This window comes from Amycolatopsis sp. NPDC048633, assembly GCF_040650695.1.
GTDB lineage: Bacteria > Actinomycetota > Actinomycetes > Mycobacteriales > Pseudonocardiaceae > Amycolatopsis.
On sequence record NZ_JBEZHS010000051.1, the window covers coordinates 25,334 to 46,296 of the forward strand.

Genomic DNA, 20,963 nt, shown 5'->3' on the forward strand with positions numbered 1-20,963 from the left:
GGCAGGGTGCGCGGGTGTGGCCTGAAGGTGGCCCTCTTCTTGGGTGCGGTCGTGGTGCTGACCGCGGGGGTCGTCGTGGTGGCGGTGCTGATGCGCGGCTCGGTCAAGACGCCGGGCTGCACGGTGGCGGTGCCCGGGCAGGACGGGTACACGTTCACCCCCGAGCAGATGGACAACGCCGCGCGGATCGCGGGCGTCGGGGCCAAGCTGGGGCTGCCGCCGCACGCGGCGACGATCGCGCTGGCCACGGCGTTGCAGGAGTCGAAGCTGCAGAACCTCGAAGGCGGTGACCGCGACTCGGTCGGGCTGTTCCAGCAGCGGCCCAGCCAGGGCTGGGGCACGGTGGCGCAGCTGCGCGACCCGGTCTACGCGGCCACGGCGTTCTACGAGAAGCTCGAGAAGCTGCCGGGCTGGGAGACGATGCCGATCACCGAGGCGGCCCAGGAGATCCAGCGCTCGGGAGTCCCGGACGCGTACGCGCAGTGGGAGTCGCAGTCCCGCGTGATGGCGGCGGCGTTCAACGGCCAGTTCCCGGCCGCGCTGACCTGCCGCAACCTGACGTTGGCGGCCCCGGGCGACGTGGCGACGGCGGCCACCGGCGAACTGGGCACGGCTCGCCTGAGCGGCGCCCACCCGGCGGCGCAGGGGTGGACGTACGCGAGCTGGCTGGTGGGCCGCGCGGAGGCGCTGGGAGTGGACAAGGTGAGCTTCGCCGGGCAGACGTGGACGGCGGAGTCCGGGGCCTGGGCCCAGGACGCCGCCGCCGGTCCGGATCTCTCGCTGCACCAGGCCCCGGCGGCCCAGCCGAGCGAGTAGCGCCCCAATGTGGCCTTGGTTGCGCTCAACGCACCGAAGGGCCCCTTGGGTGCGTTGAGCGCAACCGAATGTGGCCTTGGGTGCGTTGAGCGCACCGAATGTGGCCTTCGGTGCGTTAGACGCACCCAATGTGGCCTTCGGTGCGTTGAGCGCAACCAATGTGGCCTTGGGGCGCTACGGGACCAGGCTCGCGTCGGCCGTGACCCGCGTCGACTGGGCCCAGCGGACCGCCGGGCCCATCGCCCAGCCCGCCGCCAGGAACACCGCGCCCAGCAGCAGCCACCCCGGCAAGCCCCAGCCGATCACCACCGTGCTCAGCAGCACCGGCCCGATCGCACGGGCCACCGACACCCCGGTGCCGAAGAACCCCTGGTACTGCCCCTGCTGGTCGGCCGGCGCCAGCGCGAAGCCGATCTCCCACGTGCCCGCCGACTGCAGCATCTCGCCGAACACCTGCACCACCGCGCCCACCACCAGCACCGCGAACGCGATCCACGGCGACGTCCCGAACGCCGACAGCGCGAAAGCCACGCAAGACGCGAAGAGCAGCACCCCGGACCGGCGCACCATCCGTGCCGCCGTGCCGATGCTCGCCAGCCGTCCGGCCACGCGCACCTGGAGCAGCACCACCACGACCGTGTTGAGCACGAACAGCGCGGACACCGTCCAGCCCGGCGCAGTGGTCCGCTCGACGATCCACAGCGGGATCGCGACGCTCAGCAGCGGCATGCGCAGCAGCAGGACCGCGTTCAGCAGCGTCACCAGCGCGTACGGCCGGTCGCGCAGCACGGCCAGCTTCGGCTCGCCGGTCCGCGGGGACGACGCCCGGGGAACGGCCGGGAGCCGGTGCAGCAACACCGCCGTCACGACGAAGCTGGCCGCGTCCAGCACGAAGACCGTCAGGTACGCCGGCGCCGTGTCGGCCGAGAGTGCGAGGCCGCCCAGCCCCGCGCCGATCGCGAGCCCCGCGTTGCCCGCCGACTGCAGGTGCGCCCGGACGCGCGTCCGCCGTTCCGGGTCGGCCAGCGCGGCCAGCAGCGCCTGGCGGACGGCGGCCAGGCCGGTCTGGCAGCTGCCGTAGAAGCACGCGGCGAGGACGAACAGCAGCGGCGTGCGGACCAGCAGGAACGCCAGGACCGACGCGCTGGTCGCCAGCGCCAGCAGCACCGCGGACCCGCGCGCGCCGTGGCGGTCGGCGAGGTGGCCGAGCGGGACGCCCGCGACCGAGCCCACCGCCCAGCCGAGCGTGAGGCCCAGCCCGACCTGCGCCGGGGTCAGCCCGACGATCCGCGTGAAGAACAGCACCGAGCAGGTCAGGAACGCGCCGTCGCCGAGCGAGCCGGCCAGCTGGGCGGCGGCCAGCAGCCGGCCGGGGCGAGCGGGTGCGGGGCGGTCCACAGTCAGCGTCATGCCGGTAACGCTAGATCGACACTTGGCCCGATCCCAGATCCAATTCCTTTGAATCGGATTGGGCCAATGTAGGCTCGCCGGATGGACTTTCACGTCAGCCTGGCCGGGCGCGGCGACCTGTCCGTCCGGATCTACCGGCAGCTGCGCGACGCCGTGCTGGACGGCAGGCTCCGGGCGGGGGAGCGGCTGCCGCCGACGCGGGAGCTGGCGCGGCGCCTGGCCGTTTCGCGCAACACCGTCGCGGTCGCCTACGACCGGCTGACCGCCGACGGGTTCCTCACCGGCCGCGTCGGCGCCGGAACGTACGTCAGCGGTTCCCTGCCGGCGCCGAAGCCGCGTAAGGCTCCTTCGGCGCGGGGCCCGCAGCCGAAGGCGATCTGGCGGTCGCTGCCGGCACCGGTCGCCACGGTGCCCGATGTGCCGGAGTACGACTTCCGCGTCGGCATCCCCGACGCCGCGTTGTTCCCGTTCGAAACCTGGCGGCGGCTGCTCGCGCGGGAGCTGCGGGCCGCGGCCGGGTTCGTCCACTACGTCGACCCCGGTGGGCACCCGGGCCTGCGCGCGGCGATCGCCCGGCACGTCGGCGTGTCGCGCTCGGTGCGCGCCGACGCGGACGATGTGCTCGTCACCCAAGGCGCGCAGCAGGCCCTCGACCTGCTGTGCCGGGTCCTGCTGTCACCGGGTGACCGCGTGGCCGTCGAAGAGCCCGGCTACCGGCAGGCGAAGCTGCTCTTCGCGTCCCACGGCGGCGAAGTCGTCGGCGTCCCGGTGGACGGCGAAGGTCTCGACGTCGCCGCGCTGCCGGCGCGGACGAAGCTGGTGTACGTCACGCCGTCGCACCAGTTCCCGCTCGGGACACCGATGTCCCTGGCCCGCCGCACGGCGCTACTGGCGTGGGCCGAGCGCGCGGACGCGGTCATCGTCGAGGATGACTACGACAGCGAGTTCCGGTTCTCCGACCGGCCGCTGGAGCCGTTGCAGAGCCTGGACCGCGGCGGGCGCGTGGCGTACGTCGGCTCGTTCTCGAAGACGCTGCTTCCCATGCTGCGCCTCGGTTTTCTCATCGCGCCGCCGTCGTTGCGGGACGCGTTGCGCCACGCGCGCCAGCTGTCGGACTGGCACGGCGACGTGCCCGCCCAGGCTGCGCTGGCCCGGTTCGTCGACGAAGGCCTGTTCGCCCGCCACATCCGCCGCGCGACAAAGTTGTACGCGGAACGCCACGAGCGGATCACGTCCACTGTGGACCGGCTGTTCGCCGGCCGGCTCCGGGTGGTTCCCTCGGCGGCAGGGTTGCACTTGTGCGCCCTCGCCGAGGAGGACCTGGAGCCGATTGCGGCGCGTGCCGCGGCCGCGGGCGTGGCGGTCCAGACGCTTTCCGATCTGTGCGGCGGTTTCCCGGCGCCGGGACTGGTGCTGGGCTACGGCTCGATCCCGGTGGAGAGGATCGACGACGGGCTCGCGGCGCTGGACAAGGCCTGGGGCTCCGCGTAGTGGTCCGTGCGGCGGCGCGCGGCGATCAGCAGCCCGCCCGCCGACGTCGTCACCGCGGTGCCCAGGATCAAGAGCCAGCCGTGCTGGAAGTCCGTCAGGTCAGGGGTGCCCGCGAAGACCGCCACCAGTACCGCCGTCCCGAGGACCGTCCCGATCTGGCGCATCGTGTTGACCATCGACGAGCCCGCGCCCCACCGCGCCGGGGGCAGCACCGTGCCCACCACGCCCGACAGGCTCGGCATGATCAGCCCGACGCCGATGCCGGTCAGCAGCTGGCCGGGCAGCATCGCTCCCACGTAGTCGGGTGCCGAACCCATGCGCAGCAACCAGATCAGCACGCCCGCGCCGAACGAGACGCCGCCGAGTGCGACCACCGGGCCCGGGCCGAAGCGGTGCACGAACCGGCCGCCGAGGATCGACACCGGCACCACCATCAGCGGCCCCGGGGCCAGGGACAGCCCGGCCACCAGGATCGAGTCGTGCCAGATCGACGTCAGGAACAGCACGTTGCCGAACAGCATCGCGGCGAACCCGGCCGCGAACACGCCGGTCGTGACGCACGCCAGCCACAGCGTCGGGACGCGCAGTGCCGGCAGGTCCAGCACCGGTACGGCGTGGCGCGCCGAGCGCAGCGGCACCCACGCCAGCGCGACGGCGGCGACCACGAACGCGAGCAGCACCGGCGACGCGCCCCAGCCGTGGTCGGGCGCTTCGACCAGCGCGTAGGCCAGCGCGCCCACGCCCACCAGGAGACCGGTCGCGCCCAGCAGGTCCGGGACGCCGGTGGTGGTGTCCCGCGACTCGCGCAGCACCCGCGGCCCGGCCAGCAGCGTCAGCGCGCAGATCGGCAGGTTCACCAGGAAGACCCAGCGCCACGACGCCTCGACGAGCAGGCCGCCGACGGGCGGCCCGAGTGCGGCGGCCGCGGCGCCCACGGAAGCCCAGACCCCGACCGCCATCGGCCGCCGGTGCGCCGGGAACGCGGTCAGCAGCAGCGCCAGCGACGTCGGCATGACGAGCGCGGCGCCGATCGCCTGCACCGCGCGGAAGGCGATGAGCACCGGGATGGACGGCGCGGCGGCGCACGCGGCCGAGGCGAGGGTGAACACGACGACGCCGAGCAGGAACAGCCGCTTCCGGCCGTACCGGTCGGCCAGCCGCCCGGCCGGCGCGAGGCAGGCGGCGAACAGCACGGTGTAGCCGTTGAGGACCCACGACAGCGTGGCGAGGTCGTCGCCGGGGAAGGCGGCCCGGATGCCGGGGAACGCGATCGTGACGATGAAGGTGTCGAGGCTGGCGAGGAACGCCGCGGTCGAGACGACCAGCAGCACGAGGCCGGGCTTCGGCGCGGTGTCGGTCATGGTCCTCCTAGGTTTGAAAAAGCAACCTAGCCGGAGGAGATAGGTCTCAACAAGAGACTGACCAGTTCAGCGCGATGTATCTCACGAGCCGGGCGTTCAGGCAGCCGCGGCTCGCTTCTCGGCCCGGGCCTTGAGTGCGGCGAGTGTGTGCTCGATCGACCGCACGTTGTACCCCGGCCGGTCGGCGCGCCCGGTCACCTTCGGGCCCATGAACTTGCGCACCACCCAGCTGCCGCTCCGGTACCAGTTCTCGGTCACCCGGCAACCCACCGCGCTCGGCGCCAGGACGTACTCCCACCGCGACACCCGCGAACCGAGCGGCGTCCGCACGTCGAACGCGAACCGGCGGCCTTCCTCGAACCGCACCACCCGCACCCGGGTCCACCACCGCAGGGTGCCGTTCACGTTGCGGCCGCGGAAGCGGGCTCCCAGCGCCGGGCCCGTGCCGTCCAGCCAGCGGCCGCCGATGTTCTCCGGGCTCAGCTCACCCATCCGGGGCAGGTCGGTGACCCACGACCACACCGTGCCCGGGTCAGCCTGGACGTCGATGCTGCGCGAAATCGTCGGTTCCACGCCTCGACGGTGACAGCGCCGCGACGCACCCGGCAAGGGCCGGCGGCGTTGTCCGCAGCCGAGAAGAGCCGCCCTGAAAAAACTCCCCTCGGGAACCGGGTTGCCGAGCGTGCGTTCTGGGTATCCCGCGCGCGGAGAAGTGTCTACACGGAGGGTGCGGTGGTCAGGGTGATCCCGATCGAGGTGGTGGGAATGGCCGTCCCGGTGCCCGGCGAGGCGCCGCTGATGCTGCTCCGGGAGCCGGAGGGCGCCCGCCGCTGGCTGGCCATCATGATCGGGTACGGCGAGGCCGAGGCTCTCGTGCGGGCCCGCGAGCAGGTCGAGCAGCCGCGCCCGGGCACGATCGAGCTGCTCGGCGATGTGCTCGCGGCGTTCGGGCAAGGCGTCTCGGCGGTCGAGCTGACCGAGGTGCGGGACGGCATCTTCTACGCCGACCTGGTGCTCGCGGACGGCACCCGCGTATCGGCCCGCCCGAGCGACGCCGTCGCGCTCGGCCTGCGCCAGAACGCGCCGATCAGCGTCGCCGAAGAGGTGCTCGACGTCGCGTCGGTGCAGCTGGAGGTCGAGCAGGAAGCCGAAGGCCCCGCCGCCGACGTCCTGGACACCGAGGCCGAGGTCGCCCGCTTCCGCGCCGAGCTCGACGGCCTGCGGCCCGAGGACTTCGACGACCGGTAGGGAATCATCTCCCGTACGGAGGCGACGGGAGAGCGATGCCGGACCCGGCCCGCGCGTCGGTGCGCACCTGGCTGTACCGGATCGCGATGAACGCTGCGGCCGGCGCTGCTCGCGGCGCTGCAGACGCTGCCGCCGAAAGCAGCGCGCAGTGCTGATCCTTCGCGAAGTCCTCGACTTCAGCGCGGTGGAAGTGGCCGGCTTCCTGGAGGCGACGCCCGCGCCGGCCTCGGCGGCCTGATGGCGGACGAAGTTCCCGAACCGGACGACAAGGCGGTCGAAGCGGTCCTCGACCGCTACGTCCGGGCGTTCGAAGCGGCCGACGTCGCCGGTCTCGTCGAGCTGCTGACCGACGACGTCGTGCTGGAGATGCCGCCGGTGCCGCTCTGGTTCCTCGGCCGCGACGGCTACGGCCGGTTCCTCGAGCGGCTGTTCGCGATGCGCGGCCCGGACTGGCGGATGACGCGCACGGCCGCCAACGGCCGGCCCTGGTGGCGTACTGCCGCGACGACGCCGGTGTCCGCCGGCTGCACTCCCTGCAGGTGTTCACCGTCGACCAAGCACGCGTGGCGCACCACGTCGTGTTCGCCGATCCCGCCGTGCTGGGTCTGTTCGACCTCCCCGCGACTCAGCCTGCGGCGCGGGCCTCCGACGGGCGGCCGTAGGCGCCGCCGTCGTTGCTGCGCTGCAGCAGGCCTTCGTCGACGAGGTAACGGCGCAGCGTCGCGTGGTCGTCGTGGACCATCGACAGCTTCTCGCGGACGTCCTGCTCGGTGTAGAGCCGGCCCGGCTCGAACCGCTCGGCGAGGTGGGCGAGCAGCAGCTGCCGCCGCTTGCCCGAGTGCGGGATGGTGACGAGCCTGCCGTGGCGGAACAGCCCGTCGAGCGGGTCGGCCGGAGCCTTGGCGAGCGCCTCGCGGAACACCTCGGGCACGGCTCGATAGGTCTCTCCGTCCGCGGTGACGAGCCCCGCGTCGACCAGCCGTTTCACGAGTTTGGTGCTGTCGGCCGGGAGCCCGGCGCAGATCCGGGCAAACAGCTGCAGACGGGCGGGATCCGCGAGGGCGGAGACCAGCGCTTCCGGTGAGGCCATGGCCGGGGAGCCTACTCGAAGTCCTTTGTGGCCGTCCCGAAAATTCGACAGGGTCAACTGTTAAGTCTAGGCTGTCGATATGGCTTCGAAGACGGTTCCCGCTCCGGCGGTCGCGGCCGCGCAGACGTTGCGCGTGCTCGTCGGCCGGCTGCGGCGGCAGATGATGGACGCGACGGCAGTCGGCGACCTGACCTCCGCGCAGGCCTCGGCGCTCGCGCGGCTCGCGAAGAACGAGCCGTCGACGGCGAGCGAGCTGGCCGGCGCGGAGCGGGTGCGCCCGCAGTCGATGGCGGTGACGGTGGCCGCGCTGGAGAGGCTCGGCCTGGTCCGCCGCGAGGACGACCCGGAAGACGGCCGGCGTCAGCTGATCTTCTTCACGCCCGAGGGCCGCGCCTACGGCCAGGGCGCCCGCGCCTCGCGGCAGGAGTGGCTGGCCAAGACCCTCGCGCGGCGGCTCACCGAGGACGAGCTGGCCGTGGTCAACGAGGCGCTGGCCCTGCTCGGCCGCGTCGTCGAACCATGACGACCCGGGAACGGGTGCGCGACGGCTTCGACCGGAAGCTGCTCGCCCCGCTCATCTCGGGCGCGGTGCTCAACCCGGTCAACTCGACGATCATCGCGGTCGCGCTGGTGCCGATCGGGGTCGCGTTCGGGCAACCGGCGTCGGCGACCGCGTGGCTGATCTCCGCGCTCTACCTGGCCACTGCCGTCGGGCAGCCGGTGGCCGGGCGGCTGATCGACCGGTACGGCCCGCGGCGCGTGTTCCTCCCGTCGACGGCGCTGGTCGGGCTGGCCGGGGTGATCGGCACGCTCGCGCCGAACCTCGCGGTGCTGATCGTGGCGCGCGTCGTGCTCGGCTTCGGCACGTGTGCCGGCTACCCGGCGGCGATGCGGCTCATCCGCGACGAGAGCGACCGGACCGGCCGGGACAGTCCCGCGTCCGTGCTCACGGTGCTGGCGATCTCGACCCAGACGATCTCCGTGATCGGCCCGGCGCTGGGCGGCCTGCTCATCGGCGTCGGCGGCTGGCGCACCACCTTCGCCCTCAACATCCCCATCGCGCTGGCCGCCTTCGTTCTCGGCGCCCGCCGGTTCTCCAAAGCGGCCAAGGCCGTGCCGAAGGGCTCGCCCGGCCTCGACTTCTTCGGCATGGCACTGTTCGCCGGCTCGCTCGTCGCGCTGCTGCTGTTCCTGATGCACCCGGGCGCGGGGGACTGGTACCTGCTCGCCATCGCCGTCGTGGGAGGCGCGGGCTTCGCCGTGCGCGAACTGACCCACGCCCAGCCGTTCATCGACCTGCGGCTGCTCGGGCGCAACGGCCCGCTGCTGCGCACCTACGGCCGCGCGCTGCTGGCCTACGTCGTCGCGTACAGCTTCCTCTACGGCTACACGCAATGGCTCGAGCACGGCCGCGGCCTGTCGGCGACCGAAGCCGGCTTGGCCACCCTGCCGCTGTTCGCCACCGGGATCCTCGTGTCGCTCCTCACCGGGCGCCGCGAAGCGGTCCGCGGCAAGCTGGCCGTCGCCGCGATCGGGCAGCTCGCCGGGTGCGCGCTGCTGCTGACCCTGGACTCCTCCGCCGCCGTCTGGCTGCTCGTGGTCGTCGCGCTCGTGGCCGGCGTGCCGCAGGGGCTCAACAGCCTCGCGCTGCAGAACTCCGTGTACCGCCAGGCGAACCCCGACGACATCGCCGCGTCGGCCGGGCTGCTGCGCACCTTCGGCTACCTCGGCGCGATCGTCTCCTCCGCGCTGCAGGGCGCCCTCTACGGCCCGGTCGCCGACACCGGCGGGCTGCACGACCTCGCGCTGGTGCTCCTCGGCATCGGCGTCGTGTTCCTGCTCTTCACCGTGTTCGACCGTTCCCTGTCCCGAAGCACCACCCGACCCGAGAAAGACGAGACCGATGCCTGACCAGAACACCACCCTGGACCCGAACCGCACGGCGCTGCTCGTGATGGACTACCAGGAGGGGATCGTCGGGCAGCTGCCCGACACCGAGCCCCTGCTCGACCGCGTCGCCGGCGTTGTCGACGACGTCCGCGCCCGCGGCGGCCACGTCGGCTGGGTGCGCGTCGCGTTCGAAGACGCCGAGTTCGCCGCGATCCCCGAGACGAGCATGTTCGCCGCGTTCGCGGCCTCCGACCAGGTCCGGGCGGCGATGCGCGCCGACGCCCCGGGAACGCAGATCCACCCCCGGCTCGCGCCGCGGCCCGACGACGTCGTCGTGCGCAAGATCCGCGTCGGCGCCTTCACGACCACCGACCTCGAGCAGCAGCTGGAGAAGCACGGGATCACCACGCTCGTCCTCGCCGGGATCAGCACCAGCGGCGTCGTGCTGAGCACCGTCCGTGAAGCGATGGACCGCGACTACCGGATCGTCGTCCTGCGCGACGCCTGCGCCGACCGCGACCAGGCGACGCACGACTTCCTGACCGGCACGCTGTTCCCCCACACCGCCACCGTCGTCGACGTGGCCGGGCTCGGGGGCCTCTGGGCCGTCCAGTAGGTTGCGCTGCGTGCTCCATCCGCCCGTGACCGTGCCCGGCGAGGTGCTGCGCGCGTCGATCGTGGACCGGCTGTTCGCCCGCGCGGACGACGACCGGCCCCTGTTCACCCACCAGGACCACACGCATGCCGCCGAGCACACGCTGACGTGGGCGGAGTTCGCCGCCCACGTCCGCGTGGTCGCGGGCGGGCTGCGCCGGGTCGCGGAGCCGGGGGAGCGGGTCGCCGTCCTCGCCGGGCAGGAGCTCGCCTACCCGCTCGCGTTCTTCGGCGTCCTGGCGGCCGGCATGATCGCCGTCCCGCTGATGGCGCCGGGGAACCGCGCGCAGGCCGACCGGCTCGGCGGCGTCCTGGCCGACTCCGGTGCGCGCGTGTGGCTGACGTCGTCGGCCGCGGCGGCGCGGGTCCGCGAGTTCGGGGCGCCCGGCGAGCTGCTGGTGGCCGACGAGCTGACCGGGCCGGGTGCCGATCCGGTGCCGGTGGCGCCGGAAAGCCCGGCGTACCTGCAGTACACGTCGGGGTCGACGCGGGAGCCGGCCGGCGCGGTGATCCCGCACCGGGCGATCGTCGCGGCGTGCTGGCAGGGCAGCCACGCCTACGCCGTGGACGAGGACACGACCTGCGCGGGCTGGATCCCGTTCTTCCACGACATGGGCCTGATCCAGCTGCTGTGCCTGCCGGTCTTCGCCGGCGGGCGGGCGGTGTTCATGGCCCCGGCCGAGTTCGTGCACCGGCCGCGGCGGTGGCTGCGGCAGATGTCGGACTACCCCGCGGTGTTCACGGCCGCGCCGAACTTCGCCTACGACCTCGCGGCCGACGCCGGCCCGGGGGACGACCTCGACCTTTCGGACGTGCGGGTCGCGCTCAACGGCAGCGAACCCGTCCGGCCGCGGACGGTCGAGCGCTTTCAGGAGGTCTTCGGCCCGCACGGGTTCCGGCGTGAGGCGCACTGTCCGTCCTACGGGCTCGCCGAAGCCACCGTGTACGTCGCGAGCGCGGGGCCGGAAGGGCCGCGTGGTGCGGTGTTCGACCGCGACGCGCTCGCGCAGGGCCGGGCCGTCGAAACCATCGATGGGCAGGAGCTCGTGTCCGTCGGCCGTCCGGTCGGGCAGCAGGTGCGGATCGTCCACGAGGGACACGAGCAGCCCGACGACGCGGTCGGCGAGATCTGGATCCACGGCCCGAACGTCGCGACCGGTTACTGGGGCCGCGGCGACGCGGCCGCGTTCGACGCCACGCTGGACGGCACCGGCGGCTGGCTGCGCACCGGCGACCTCGGCGTGGTGCACCGCGGCGACCTGTACGTCACCGGGCGGCTCAAGGACCTCATCGTCATCGACGGCCGCAACTTCCACCCGCAGGACATCGAGGTGGCGGCGGGCGAAGCCCACCCCGCGGTCCGTCGTGACCGCGTCGCCGCGTTCGGGATCGCCGACGAGGACGGCGAGGGCGCGATGGTGGTGGCGGAATGGGCGCGCGACGCTGACGCGGACCTCAAAGAGGTGACCCGCGCGGTGCTGCGCGCGGTGTCACGCGAGCACGATCTCACCCTCCGTGCGGTACATCTGGTCCCTTCCGGCGGACTTCCGCGCACATCGAGTGGCAAGGTCGCCCGGTCGGCGGCCAAGGCACGTTATGGTGACGTCCGTGGGTGATCACCGCGCCGAGGTCACGAAGGTCGTCTCCGACACCTTCCGGCTGGACCCGGCCCTCGTCGAGCCCGACGCGCCGCTGGAGGAGCTGGGCATCGACTCGAAGGGCCGGATCAAGCTCCTCGCGGCGCTGGAGGTCTATTACGGGGTGACGATCGACCTGGACGAGCTGGAGCGGTTCACCGACGTGGGATCCGTGGCGGACGTGCTCGCGGAAGCACTGGGAACTGAAGGACCTGAGGAGAGGCGCTGAAATGAGCGGCGGGGGGTACACCGCGACGACGGAAGCGTTGTCGACGGCGTCCAAGACCATCGGGGACCTGGCGGAGCACCTGCTGGACGACAATCCGGACCTGGAGACCCCGCAGGTGACCGCGGAGGGCTTCGGCCGGGCGCACAACGCCCACGCGGCGAAGTACACCGCCGGCGCGCAGGCGCTGTGGGCCGCGGTTTCCGGTTACAGCACCACGCTGGGCTCGTTCGGCACCAACCTCGGCACCGCCGGGTCGAGCTACGGCGCCAACGAAGACGACCAGGCGGGCGTCATCACCAACGCCGGGGGCTCGCTCTGATGGCCGACAAGAAGAAGTGGTCCGACGTCAAGGCGATCCTCGACGACCCGAGCGTCCCCGCCGGGCAGAAGAGCGCGCTGATCAGCAGCTGGCTGCGGGAGAACCCGCCCCCGCCGCCGTTCCTGGCCGACCAGGAACCGGACGACATCAAGCAGAAGCGGCAGGAAGCCGAGAAGTACGCCGGCGCCTACAACGCCAACCCGCTCTTCGCCGGGCAGTCGGTCGACGAGGCCTACGACAAGGCCAAGTCGAGCGGCGACCAGAACTCCTACAACGAAGACCAGGAGAAGAAGGCCGTCGACGACGGCAAGGCCAAGCTGGACGGCGCCAAGCCGCCCGCGGCCGCCGACGGCGGGGGCGCCAGCGGGACGAAGACGTCCGACGAGATCTTCGACGCCGCCGCGCCCGCGCTGAAGCTGTTCGAGACCTTCGGATCGCTGCTGGCGAAGGTCCCCGCCGACTGCCGCGGCAACACGCGCGCGATCGACATCGACAAGGACATCCGCGTGCCGTTCGACGAGCAGCGCGGGATCAGCTTCGAGAACTTCGTCGAGGACGCCGCGCACTTCAAGACCGGCTCCGAGACGGTCGACCAGACGCTGGAGGACACCGGTTCCCAGCTCGGCAGCCTGTACAAGACGTGGAGCGGTGCCGGCGCGGACGCGTCGTCCGACACCTACAACGACAAGATCCAGCCGAAAGCGGCGAAGCTGTCCCAGACGCTCGGCAACGTGAGCGAAGCGACGCTGACCACCTCGACGACCGTGTTCCAGCTGTGCAAGGGCAAGGCCGACGCGGTCATCGGCATGTACACCGACCTGGTCGGCAAGGCCGACTACACGATGGCGCAGAAGGTCATCGCGGTCGCCAGCGGTGAGCACGGCAACGAGCAGGACCTCGCCCAGATCGCGGGCTGGATGGACCTCAACTTCGGCACCAACCTGGTCAAGACGCTCAACGACCAGGGCTGCTGCGACGGCGACGAGATCAAGAAGCACGGCCAGGACCTGGCCAAGCAGTGGATCCAGAACCAGTTCAACCCCGACATGTGGGACCGGCTGTACCAGGGCTTCGCGAAGACCTGCAAGGACACCAAGGACCTCGTCGACCAGGCGTACGACGCGCTCGACAAGGTCATGGGCAAGGTCAAGAACGAGTTCGAGGGCGTGAGCATGCCGGGCGGGTCCGGCTCGGGCGGCCCCGGCAGTGGCGGCCCGGGAACGGGCGGCGGCGCGGGCGGCGGCCCCGGCGGCTCGGGTGGTTCGGGCAGCGGGTCGGGTACCAGTGGCTCCGGTTCGGGCTCGGGTTCCGGGTCGGGTGCCGGTGGGTCCGGCTCTGGTTCGGGTTCAGGTGGCTCGGGGGCCGGCGGGGGCGGCGGCCCGGTCCCGTCGATTCCCGACGGCAGCTCCGGTTCCGGGGTGCCCGGCGGCGGAGCGGGCTCCGGCGGCTCGGGTACCGACCTGCCCAGCGGCGCGGGCGGCGGCTCCGGCAGTGGTTCGGGCAGTGGTTCGGGCAGTGGTTCCGGGGGTGGTGGCGGTGGTCCGATGCCGTCGATCCCCGACGTCTCCGGTGGCGGGTCCGGCTCGGGCAGCGGCTCCGGTTCGGGTTCGGGTGCCGGCGGTGGGGGCCCGATGCCGTCGATCCCCGACCTGTCCACGCCCTCCGGTGAGGGCGGGGGTTCCGGCCTCGGCTCGGGCGGGGGGTCGGGTTCCGGCTCCGGTTCCGGTGGTGGTTCGGACGACACGTCGCCGTCGTCGGTGCCGTCGCCGTCCGAGAGTGGCCAGGCGGAGGCCGCCGCGGCCGCCGAAGCGGCCAAGAAGAAGGCCGCGGACGCGCTGAGCCAGTTCAGCGGCCCGGGGATCGAGACCGAGTCCGGTGACGGCGCCGGTTCGGGCTCCGGGGGCAGCGGCCTCGGCGGTGACGAAGGCAGCGGTGGCGGGTCCGGCTCCGGTTCTGGTTCCGGGTCCGGTCTGGGTGGCGGTTCCGGTTCGGGTGGTTCGGGCTCCGGTTCCGGTGGGTCCGGCGACGACGGCAAGGCCGCGGCCGAGCAGGCCGCGGAGGACGCGAAGAACAAGGCCGCCGACGCGCTGAAGGAGTTCAGCGGCGAAGGCATCAAGACGGACTCCGGCGACGGCGCGGGCCTCGGCGACACCGGCACCGACACGGACGGCGACGGCAAGCCCGACAGCCCGCTCGGTGCGGACAAGGACGGCGACGGCAAGCCGGACAGCCTGCTGGGCGAGGACAAGGACGGCGACGGCAAGCCGGACAACCCGCTGGGCGAGGACAAGGACGGCGACGGCAAGCCCGACGGCCTGCTCGGCGAGGACGGCGACGGCAAGGACGGCGACGACACCCCCGACACCCTGAAGGTCAAGCAGGGTGACAAGACCTTCGAGATGACCGAACCCGACCACGACGGGAAGATGGACATCAAGGTCGGTGACGGGACCGACGCCACCAAGGACTTCAAGCTCGACTGGTCCAAGGACGCCGACGGTCCACAAGGGACGGACGACGACACGTACTGCCCCGGCCCCGACGGCAAGATCCACATCGAGGACGGCGGCGTCAAGATCACCGCCGAGCGGCCCGACGGTCCGGACGGCCCGACCGTCGTCACCGTCGACGACGGCAGCGGTACCCCGACGACCTACACCCTCGGCGAGGACGACAAGGCTTCGGACGCCCTGGGCGACACCCCCGACAAGAAGCTCGACGACGACCTGCCCACCCACCGCGGCACCCTCGAAGACCTCGCCTCGCACGACGGCGGCGGTGCTGGTGGCGGGGACGGCCACGGCGGGGGCGGATCTTCCGCGGCCGGCATCGGCGGCGGCTCGCACGGGGGCGCCGGCCTCTCGGCGGCCGGCCTCGACCCGGGCGGCGCGGGGAGCGGGCTCGGCGACACGCCGACGTCTCCCGGTGTCCACAGTGGCGTCGGCGCCACGCAGGCCCAGCCCGCGTTCGCCCCGGCCGGCGCGTCGGCCGCGTCCGGCGGCCAGTCCGGGATGTCCGGCATGGGCGGGATGGGGGCCATGGGCGGCGGTGCCCACGGTGGCGCCGGGGGCGGGGACACCGAACGCCGGTCGTCCGCCTACCGGATCGACGGCGCCGTCTTCGACAACCTCGGTGAGCCCGGCCGCCGGATCATCGGCTCCCTCAACGACGACGAAGACCCGCCGTCCGCCCGGACCTGGTAGGAGGACGCATGAGCGAGATCGACGCGATGAAGGCCGAGCTGGACGGTCTCGTCCGTGAGCAGTCCGAGCGGCGGGTCCTGCGCGAGCAGCGGGGCGAGGAGATCAAGGCCCGGTCGCAGGAGTACATGACCAAGCAGGTCCAGGCGGCCGAGCGGTACGTCCAGCACGTGCGGGAAATGGCGCAGCGCAAGACGAAGTCCGGCTGGAGCACCGACCGGGCCGGCGCGGAACCGCCCTCGGCCTTCGACTCGGACGCTTTCGGCGACGAGCCCGGCGCGGCGGCGCCGTTCGCGCTGTCGCCGGACTCGCGGCCTTCCGCCCGTGACGAAGGTCCTCGGCGCGCCCGCCGTGCGCGCACGGCCGAGGCCGAGGACGACTTCGACAACAACCCCTGGTGACACCGTCCACAGTGGACGTCACGGCCGCCAGAGGTCGACGGCGATTTCGCGCAGCCGCTCGGTGAACGTCCCGGCCGGGCTCGCCCGGTGCAGCAGCCGGCGGAGCTCGGCCTCGAACTCCGCGCGGCGCTCGCCGAACAGGTGGGGCGCCGCGCTGGACAGTGAGAAGACGCCGGCGACGACCTCGTCGGCGGTCCGCGTCACGACCCGGCCCGGGACCTCGAACCGCCGCGGCCCGCGCAACCCCGCGGCGCGGTAGATCTCCGTTTCGCCGCCGGCGGTGCCGTTCGGCAGGGTTCCCTGCCCGGCGCGGCGCACCGAGCCGAGGTACGCGCGCACCAGGTCGGTGATCTTCGCGTGCGGCACGGATCCTTCGACGCCCTGGTGCGTCGTCGCGTGCACGTGGGCGCAGCAACCGCCGGGCTCCAGCATGTCGCGCACCGCGGCGGCGACCCGCGCCCGGTCGAACCAGTGGAACGACTGAGCGAAGGTGACCAGCCGGAACCGGCCGAGCCCGGCGGGCAGCTCCTCGGCCCGCCGGTGCACCCAGCGGCAGTGGCCGATCCCGGCGAGCTCGGCGAGGCGGGCCGCTTCGCCGAGCATGGCGGCATCGGCGTCGAGCCCGACCGCCTCTTCGAACGAGCCGGCCAGGAGCAGGGTGAGCGACCCCGGCCCGCAGCCGACGTCGAGCAGGCGGCCCGAGCCGTCCAGCGCCAGCTCGGCGGTGAGCGCCGCGGCGAGCTCCGGGGGATAGCCGGCGCGCCCCCGCGAGTAGTACTCGGCACTGCCCGAATAGAGGGACGGATCCCACTCCCACGCGTCAGTCACGGCTTCAGCGTAGATACTCGGGTGTCATGGACTCCGCGAACTGGTGGCGCGACGCCGTGGTCTACGAGGTCTACGTACGCAGCTTCGCCGACGCGGACGGGAACGGCACCGGGGATCTCGCGGGCCTGCGCTCGCGCCTGGGCCACCTGGCCGACCTCGGCGTCGACGCCGTGTGGACCACGCCGTGGTACCGCTCGCCGATGGTCGACGGCGGCTACGACGTCGAGGACCACCGGACCCCCGACCCGCTGTTCGGCACCGACTCCGACGTGCTGGACCTGGTCGCCGAGGTGCACCGGGTCGGGCTGCGGCTGCTGATCGACGTCGTGCCGAACCACACCTCCGACCGCCACCCGTGGTTCCGCGCCGCGCTCGCCGGCGGGCCCGAACGCGCGCGGTACCACTTCCGGCCGGGGCGCGGCGCGGACGGCGAGCTGCCGCCCACCGACTGGCGCAGCGTCTTCGGCGGGCCGGCGTGGACGCGGGCCGCCGACGGCGAGTGGTACCTGCACCTCTTCGCCCCGGAGCAGCCCGACCTCAACTGGGACGACGCCGGGGTCCGGGCCGAGTTCGAAGACCTGCTCCGGTTCTGGTTCGCGCGCGGGGTCGACGGCGTGCGCATCGACGTCGCCCACGGCCTGCTCAAGGACCCGCGGTTCCCCGACCTCGGCGCCGAGGACGAAGAGATCGCGCAGCCGCCGGATCGCCCCGCGCACCCGCACTGGGACCTCGACGGCGTGCACGAGATCTACCGCTCGTGGCGCAAGATCGCGGGTGAGTTCGGCCCGGACCGGGTGTTCGTGGCGGAGGCGTGGGTCGACCGGCCGGACCGCCTCGCGCGGTACGTGCGCCCGGACGAGCTGCACACGGCGTTCAACTTCGACTTCCTGCTTGGCGACTGGGACGCGGTCGCGCTGCGCGCGGTGGTCGACCGGACCCTCGAAGCCCTGCAGGCGGTCGGCGCGCCCGCGACGTGGGTGCTGTCCAACCACGACGTCGTCCGGCACGTGACGCGGTTCGCGCCCGGCGGCGACCTCGCTCTGGGCCGGCGGCGGGCCCGGGCGGCGCTGCTGCTGATGCTCGCCCTGCCCGGCGGCGCGTACCTGTACCAAGGCGAAGAGCTGGGGCTGGAGGAGGTCGAAGACCTGCCCGAGGCGGTGCTCGCCGACCCGACGTGGGAGCGGTCCGGCCACACCCGCCGCGGCCGCGACGGCTGCCGGGTGCCGCTGCCGTGGTCGGGGACCGAGCCGCCGTTCGGCTTCGCCCCCGGCGGGACGCGCACGTGGCTGCCGCAGCCGCCCCACTGGCGCACGGCGACGGCCGAGGCCCAGGCGGCCGACCCGGGCTCGATGCTGCGGCTGTACCGGGCGGCGCTCGCCGAGCGCCGGGCGCACCCGGCGCTGGGGGACGGGACGTTGACGTGGCTGCCCGCGTCTCCCGGGGTGCTGTCCTTCACGCGGGAGCCGGGGTTCGGGTGCGTGGTGAACCTGTCGGAGGAGCCGTGCGACCTGCCGGAGAGCTCGCGGGCGCTGTTGTCGAGCGTGCCGCTGGAGGGCGGCCGGCTGCCGGTGGACGCCGCGGTGTGGCTCGTCAGGAGTTGAACCGATGTCACCCGTCCGGGTTGAGTGAACCGGTGTGAAACCGGGAGCGGCGGGGTATCCGGTCGCGTTCGTTACCGCTCTTCGCCGAGCCGGAGGTCGTCCGATGCCCGTCCGCACCCCGCGTCCGCCCGCCACCGATGTCGTGGCCATGGCGCTGAAAGTCCTGGTGGCCCAAGGCATGACGGGTGCGGCCGCGCAGGCGGCCCTGATCGCGATGGCGCAGGAGCGCGGCGTGGCGGTCCGCAACTGCGCCGCGCTCGTCGTGGCCGCCGTCGACGGGAGAATGGGCTGATGGCCGTCGCCGGGGGATTTTCGCGCGCCGGGACCGCCGGTACCGCCGACACCGGCGGCGGCGTCCTGCTCGCCGTCGGGCTGGTCGTCGCCTTCTTCACGTGGTGGTCGTGGTGGACCGTCGCGGGGATCGCGCTGACCGTCGCCGGCGTGCTGTGGCTCACGGTGGCGAACCGGCACGAGTAACCGGCCCGGGACGGGGAAAGCCTCATCGACCATCCGATGAGGAGAGGCTTTCCGTGCCTGACAAAGTTGAAGACGTCATCGACCTGCTGAAGCGGCAGCACCGGGAAATCCGCGCGATGTTCGCCGACCTGGAGACCGCGGAGGGCGACCGGCGGACGGAGGTGTTCCACGACCTCGTGCGGCTGCTGGCGGTGCACGAGACGGCCGAGGAGCTGGTCGTGCACCCGGAGATCCGCGACCTCGAACCCGCGGCCGGAGCCGTGGTCGACGCGCGGCTGGACGAGGAGCACCGGGCCAAGGAGCTGCTGACGACCCTGCAGAAGATGGGCCCCGGGGCGGAGGGGTTCGACACGCTGCTCGTCCAGCTGCGCGACGACGTGCTCGCGCACGCCCGCCGCGAAGAGCGGGCGGAGTTCCCGCTGCTGCGTGCCCACCGGCCGCCGGAGCGGCTGCGGGCGATGGCGGCCACCGTCAAGCTGGCCGAAGCGGTGGGACCGACCCGGCCGCACCCGGGCGTCGAGAGCGCGAAGGCGAACCTGCTGCTGGGCGCACCGGCGGCGATCATGGACCGGGCGCGCGACGTCCTCCGCGCGGCGCTCGGGGGTTGAGCGAGCCCGCCTGAGTGGGTACCCCGCCGGCATGGCAGACGTCCCGGCCCGCAAACTGCGCCGTTACCAGGAGATGCGCGACTTCGGCCGGACCGCCGAGCCGGCCGGCGGGGGCGCGGGCGGGCCGGCCGGGCACCGGTTCGTGGTGCAGCGGCACCGCGCCCGGCGGCTGCACTACGACTTCCGGCTCGAGCTCGACGGCGTCCTGGTCAGCTGGGCGGTGCCGAAGGGGCCGACGCTCGACCCGAAGGCCCGCCGGCTGGCCGTGCACGTCGAGGACCACCCGATCGAGTACGCCGCCTTCGAAGGGGTGATCCCGCACGGCGAGTACGGCGGCGGGGACGTCATCGTCTGGGACCGCGGGGTGTGGCGGCCGGTGGACGCCGACCCGGCCCGCGCGATCGAGGACGGCACGCTGCACTTCGACCTCGACGGCGAGAAGCTGGCCGGGCGGTTCGTCCTCGTCCGCACGAACCGCGGGGAGAAGGACCAGTGGTTCCTCCTGCACAAGGAGGACGAGCACGCCGAAGCCGGCTGGGACGCCGAAGACCATCCGCGCTCGGTGAAGAGCGGCCGCACGAACGACGAGGTGGCGGCCGCACCGGACGCGCTGTGGCACGGCGACCGGCCGGCCGCGGAGGCCGAGGAGCCGGTGGGGTTCACCGCCGCGACCGGCGACGAGCTGGCGGCCCTCGACGACCTCGGCGCCAAGGGCAAGTGGTCGGTCGCCGGGCGGGAGCTGTCGCTCACCAACCTCGACAAGGTCCTCTTCCCGGCGGCCGGTACCGGCGAGCCGGTGACGAAGCGGGACCTGATCCGGTACTACGTCACCGCCGGGCCGGTCATGCTGCCGTACCTGGCGGGCCGGCCCCTCAACACGAACCGCTTCCCGCAGGGCGTCACCGAACCGGGGTTCTGGCAGAAGGAAGTCCCGAAGCACGCGCCCGGCTGGCTGACGACGTGGCGCAACGAGCGTGCCGAGGCGGGGGAGAGCCAGCGCTACGTCGTGGCGGACAGCGTCGCGACGCTGGCGTGGCTGGCGAACTACGGCGCGCTCGAACTGCACGCCTGGACCTCGCGCGCGGCCGACGTCGACCACCCGACGTGGGTGCTGTTCGACATCGACCCCGGCCCGGACACGTCGTTCGCGGAGGTCCTGGAGCTGGCGCGGCTGCACCGCACGGCGCTCGAGCACCTCGGCCTGACCGGGCGGCCGAAAGTGACCGGGCAGCGCGGGATCCAGGTCTGGGTGCCGATCGCGCCGCACTGCACCTTCGAGCAGACCCGGGCGTGGGCGGAGACGGTGTCGAAGACGATCGGGCGGGTCCTGCCGGACCTGGTCAGCTGGGCCTGGTCGAAGGACAAGCGCGGCGGCCGGGCCCGGCTCGACTACACGCAGAACGTGCTGAACAAGACCCTGGTCGCGCCGTACAGCGTGCGGCCGCGCCCGGGCGCGCCGGTGTCGGTGCCGCTGGAGTGGGACGAGCTCGATGACGACGGCCTCACACCGGACCGGTGGACGATCCGGGACGTCCCCGCCCGGCTGGCCGAGCGCGGCGACCCGTTCGCGGTGCTGCTCGGGACCGAGCAGAAGCTGCCGGGCTTGTAGCAGGTGGCCGGGGCCTCATTACGCGGCGGCCGGCGGTGCTCGTTTTGGTGTTTCTGGCCTAACAAGTCTTCTCAACACACCATCAATCACACTC

At 73.0% G+C, this 20,963-nt stretch carries 21 protein-coding genes and 1 pseudogene; 17 read left to right on the top strand and 5 right to left on the bottom strand.

From position 1 onward, the window contains the following. Positions 1-27 precede the first annotated feature (27 nt). On the top strand, positions 28-816 hold the full coding sequence (locus AB0C38_RS45975) for a hypothetical protein (protein WP_360686743.1): 789 nt from the start codon (positions 28-30) through the stop codon (positions 814-816). A 174-nt stretch (positions 817-990) separates the two neighbouring features. Here AB0C38_RS45975 and AB0C38_RS45980 read toward each other — a convergent pair whose 3' ends face one another. Beyond that, positions 991-2,226, bottom strand: a complete 1,236-nt coding sequence (locus tag AB0C38_RS45980; RefSeq protein ID WP_360686746.1) for an MFS transporter — start codon at positions 2,224-2,226, stop codon at positions 991-993. 81 nt (positions 2,227-2,307) lie between these two features. Between AB0C38_RS45980 and AB0C38_RS45985 the strand changes: the two genes are divergently transcribed. Then, complete coding sequence (locus tag AB0C38_RS45985; RefSeq protein ID WP_360686749.1) at positions 2,308-3,717, top strand: PLP-dependent aminotransferase family protein; 1,410 nt, start codon at positions 2,308-2,310, stop codon at positions 3,715-3,717. On the opposite strand, the gene AB0C38_RS45990 is transcribed toward AB0C38_RS45985, so the two are convergent. Together AB0C38_RS45990 and AB0C38_RS45995 are read right to left on the bottom strand one after the other, a co-directional pair. Beyond that, positions 3,645-5,078, bottom strand: coding sequence for an MFS transporter (locus tag AB0C38_RS45990; RefSeq protein WP_360686752.1), 1,434 nt, complete (start codon positions 5,076-5,078; stop codon positions 3,645-3,647). The genes AB0C38_RS45985 and AB0C38_RS45990 overlap by 73 nt on opposite strands. Positions 5,079-5,174: 96 nt before the next feature. Continuing rightward, positions 5,175-5,651 (bottom strand): SRPBCC family protein, encoded by a 477-nt coding sequence (locus tag AB0C38_RS45995; protein WP_360686755.1) that lies wholly within the window; start codon positions 5,649-5,651, stop codon positions 5,175-5,177. Between the two features lie 159 nt (positions 5,652-5,810). Here AB0C38_RS45995 and AB0C38_RS46000 point away from each other — a divergent pair, with 159 nt between their 5' ends. Beyond that, a complete protein-coding gene (locus AB0C38_RS46000; RefSeq protein ID WP_360686758.1) occupies positions 5,811-6,326 on the top strand; it encodes a bifunctional nuclease family protein in 516 nt (171 codons plus the stop codon). A gap of 237 nt (positions 6,327-6,563) precedes the next feature. Then, positions 6,564-6,749 (top strand): annotated as a pseudogene (locus tag AB0C38_RS46005) (nuclear transport factor 2 family protein); the annotation flags it as partial. Positions 6,750-6,951: 202 nt separating this feature from the next. Here the strand turns inward: AB0C38_RS46005 and AB0C38_RS46010 are convergent. Then, on the bottom strand, positions 6,952-7,416 hold the full coding sequence (locus AB0C38_RS46010; protein WP_360686761.1) for a DUF2087 domain-containing protein: 465 nt from the start codon (positions 7,414-7,416) through the stop codon (positions 6,952-6,954). A gap of 79 nt (positions 7,417-7,495) precedes the next feature. Between AB0C38_RS46010 and AB0C38_RS46015 the strand changes: the two genes are divergently transcribed. Genes AB0C38_RS46015 through AB0C38_RS46050 form a run of 8 tightly spaced genes read left to right on the top strand, consistent with a single transcriptional unit; the run spans position 7,496 to position 15,746 of the window. After that, positions 7,496-7,939 carry a MarR family transcriptional regulator gene (locus AB0C38_RS46015; protein ID WP_360686764.1) on the top strand — a complete coding sequence of 148 codons (444 nt, stop codon included), beginning with the start codon at positions 7,496-7,498 and terminating at the stop codon, positions 7,937-7,939. Next, positions 7,936-9,327, top strand: a complete 1,392-nt coding sequence (locus AB0C38_RS46020) for an MFS transporter (RefSeq protein ID WP_360686767.1) — start codon at positions 7,936-7,938, stop codon at positions 9,325-9,327. Before AB0C38_RS46015 ends, AB0C38_RS46020 begins: the two co-directional genes overlap by 4 nt. After that, entirely contained in the window at positions 9,320-9,922 is a 603-nt protein-coding gene (locus AB0C38_RS46025) for a cysteine hydrolase (protein ID WP_360686770.1), read from the top strand. The genes AB0C38_RS46020 and AB0C38_RS46025 overlap by 8 nt, the downstream gene beginning before the upstream one ends. A gap of 10 nt (positions 9,923-9,932) precedes the next feature. Beyond that, on the top strand, positions 9,933-11,576 hold the full coding sequence (locus AB0C38_RS46030; RefSeq protein ID WP_360686773.1) for a fatty acyl-AMP ligase: 1,644 nt from the start codon (positions 9,933-9,935) through the stop codon (positions 11,574-11,576). Further along, positions 11,569-11,826: an acyl carrier protein gene (locus AB0C38_RS46035; protein ID WP_360686776.1), complete on the top strand. Its 258-nt coding sequence runs from the start codon at positions 11,569-11,571 to the stop codon at positions 11,824-11,826. The genes AB0C38_RS46030 and AB0C38_RS46035 overlap by 8 nt, the downstream gene beginning before the upstream one ends. A 1-nt stretch (position 11,827) precedes the next feature. Next, a complete protein-coding gene (locus tag AB0C38_RS46040) occupies positions 11,828-12,145 on the top strand; it encodes a hypothetical protein (protein ID WP_360686779.1) in 318 nt (105 codons plus the stop codon). After that, positions 12,145-15,348 (top strand): WXG100 family type VII secretion target, encoded by a 3,204-nt coding sequence (locus AB0C38_RS46045; protein WP_360686782.1) that lies wholly within the window; start codon positions 12,145-12,147, stop codon positions 15,346-15,348. Before AB0C38_RS46040 ends, AB0C38_RS46045 begins: the two co-directional genes overlap by 1 nt. A gap of 8 nt (positions 15,349-15,356) precedes the next feature. Further along, positions 15,357-15,746, top strand: a complete 390-nt coding sequence (locus tag AB0C38_RS46050; RefSeq protein ID WP_360686785.1) for a hypothetical protein — start codon at positions 15,357-15,359, stop codon at positions 15,744-15,746. A gap of 18 nt (positions 15,747-15,764) precedes the next feature. On the opposite strand, the gene AB0C38_RS46055 is transcribed toward AB0C38_RS46050, so the two are convergent. Then, positions 15,765-16,574, bottom strand: coding sequence for a class I SAM-dependent methyltransferase (locus tag AB0C38_RS46055; RefSeq protein WP_360686788.1), 810 nt, complete (start codon positions 16,572-16,574; stop codon positions 15,765-15,767). Between the two features lie 26 nt (positions 16,575-16,600). Here AB0C38_RS46055 and AB0C38_RS46060 point away from each other — a divergent pair, with 26 nt between their 5' ends. From AB0C38_RS46060 to ligD, 5 genes are all read left to right on the top strand, one after another. Beyond that, positions 16,601-18,175, top strand: coding sequence for an alpha-amylase family glycosyl hydrolase (locus AB0C38_RS46060; protein WP_360686791.1), 1,575 nt, complete (start codon positions 16,601-16,603; stop codon positions 18,173-18,175). A gap of 148 nt (positions 18,176-18,323) precedes the next feature. Next, positions 18,324-18,467 carry a hypothetical protein gene (locus tag AB0C38_RS46065; protein ID WP_360686794.1) on the top strand — a complete coding sequence of 48 codons (144 nt, stop codon included), beginning with the start codon at positions 18,324-18,326 and terminating at the stop codon, positions 18,465-18,467. Then, positions 18,467-18,652, top strand: a complete 186-nt coding sequence (locus AB0C38_RS46070) for a hypothetical protein (RefSeq protein WP_360686797.1) — start codon at positions 18,467-18,469, stop codon at positions 18,650-18,652. The genes AB0C38_RS46065 and AB0C38_RS46070 overlap by 1 nt, the downstream gene beginning before the upstream one ends. Before the next feature lie 53 nt (positions 18,653-18,705). Beyond that, complete coding sequence (locus tag AB0C38_RS46075) at positions 18,706-19,260, top strand: hemerythrin domain-containing protein (RefSeq protein WP_360686800.1); 555 nt, start codon at positions 18,706-18,708, stop codon at positions 19,258-19,260. Positions 19,261-19,291: 31 nt separating this feature from the next. Continuing rightward, positions 19,292-20,869, top strand: a complete 1,578-nt coding sequence (gene ligD, locus AB0C38_RS46080) for a non-homologous end-joining DNA ligase (protein ID WP_360686802.1) — start codon at positions 19,292-19,294, stop codon at positions 20,867-20,869. The last annotated feature ends 94 nt before the right edge of the window (positions 20,870-20,963 follow it).

Coding starts and splice junctions, on each gene's coding strand:
- AB0C38_RS45980 (WP_360686746.1), bottom strand. CDS start 2,226: ATGACGCTGACTGTGGACCGCCCCGCACCCGCTCGCCCCGGCCGGCTG.
- AB0C38_RS45985 (WP_360686749.1), top strand. CDS start 2,308: ATGGACTTTCACGTCAGCCTGGCCGGGCGCGGCGACCTGTCCGTCCGG.
- AB0C38_RS45990 (WP_360686752.1), bottom strand. CDS start 5,078: ATGACCGACACCGCGCCGAAGCCCGGCCTCGTGCTGCTGGTCGTCTCG.
- AB0C38_RS46010 (WP_360686761.1), bottom strand. CDS start 7,416: ATGGCCTCACCGGAAGCGCTGGTCTCCGCCCTCGCGGATCCCGCCCGT.
- AB0C38_RS46015 (WP_360686764.1), top strand. CDS start 7,496: ATGGCTTCGAAGACGGTTCCCGCTCCGGCGGTCGCGGCCGCGCAGACG.
- AB0C38_RS46020 (WP_360686767.1), top strand. CDS start 7,936: ATGACGACCCGGGAACGGGTGCGCGACGGCTTCGACCGGAAGCTGCTC.
- AB0C38_RS46025 (WP_360686770.1), top strand. CDS start 9,320: ATGCCTGACCAGAACACCACCCTGGACCCGAACCGCACGGCGCTGCTC.
- AB0C38_RS46040 (WP_360686779.1), top strand. CDS start 11,828: ATGAGCGGCGGGGGGTACACCGCGACGACGGAAGCGTTGTCGACGGCG.
- AB0C38_RS46045 (WP_360686782.1), top strand. CDS start 12,145: ATGGCCGACAAGAAGAAGTGGTCCGACGTCAAGGCGATCCTCGACGAC.
- AB0C38_RS46050 (WP_360686785.1), top strand. CDS start 15,357: ATGAGCGAGATCGACGCGATGAAGGCCGAGCTGGACGGTCTCGTCCGT.
- AB0C38_RS46060 (WP_360686791.1), top strand. CDS start 16,601: ATGGACTCCGCGAACTGGTGGCGCGACGCCGTGGTCTACGAGGTCTAC.
- AB0C38_RS46065 (WP_360686794.1), top strand. CDS start 18,324: ATGGCGCTGAAAGTCCTGGTGGCCCAAGGCATGACGGGTGCGGCCGCG.
- AB0C38_RS46070 (WP_360686797.1), top strand. CDS start 18,467: ATGGCCGTCGCCGGGGGATTTTCGCGCGCCGGGACCGCCGGTACCGCC.
- ligD (WP_360686802.1), top strand. CDS start 19,292: ATGGCAGACGTCCCGGCCCGCAAACTGCGCCGTTACCAGGAGATGCGC.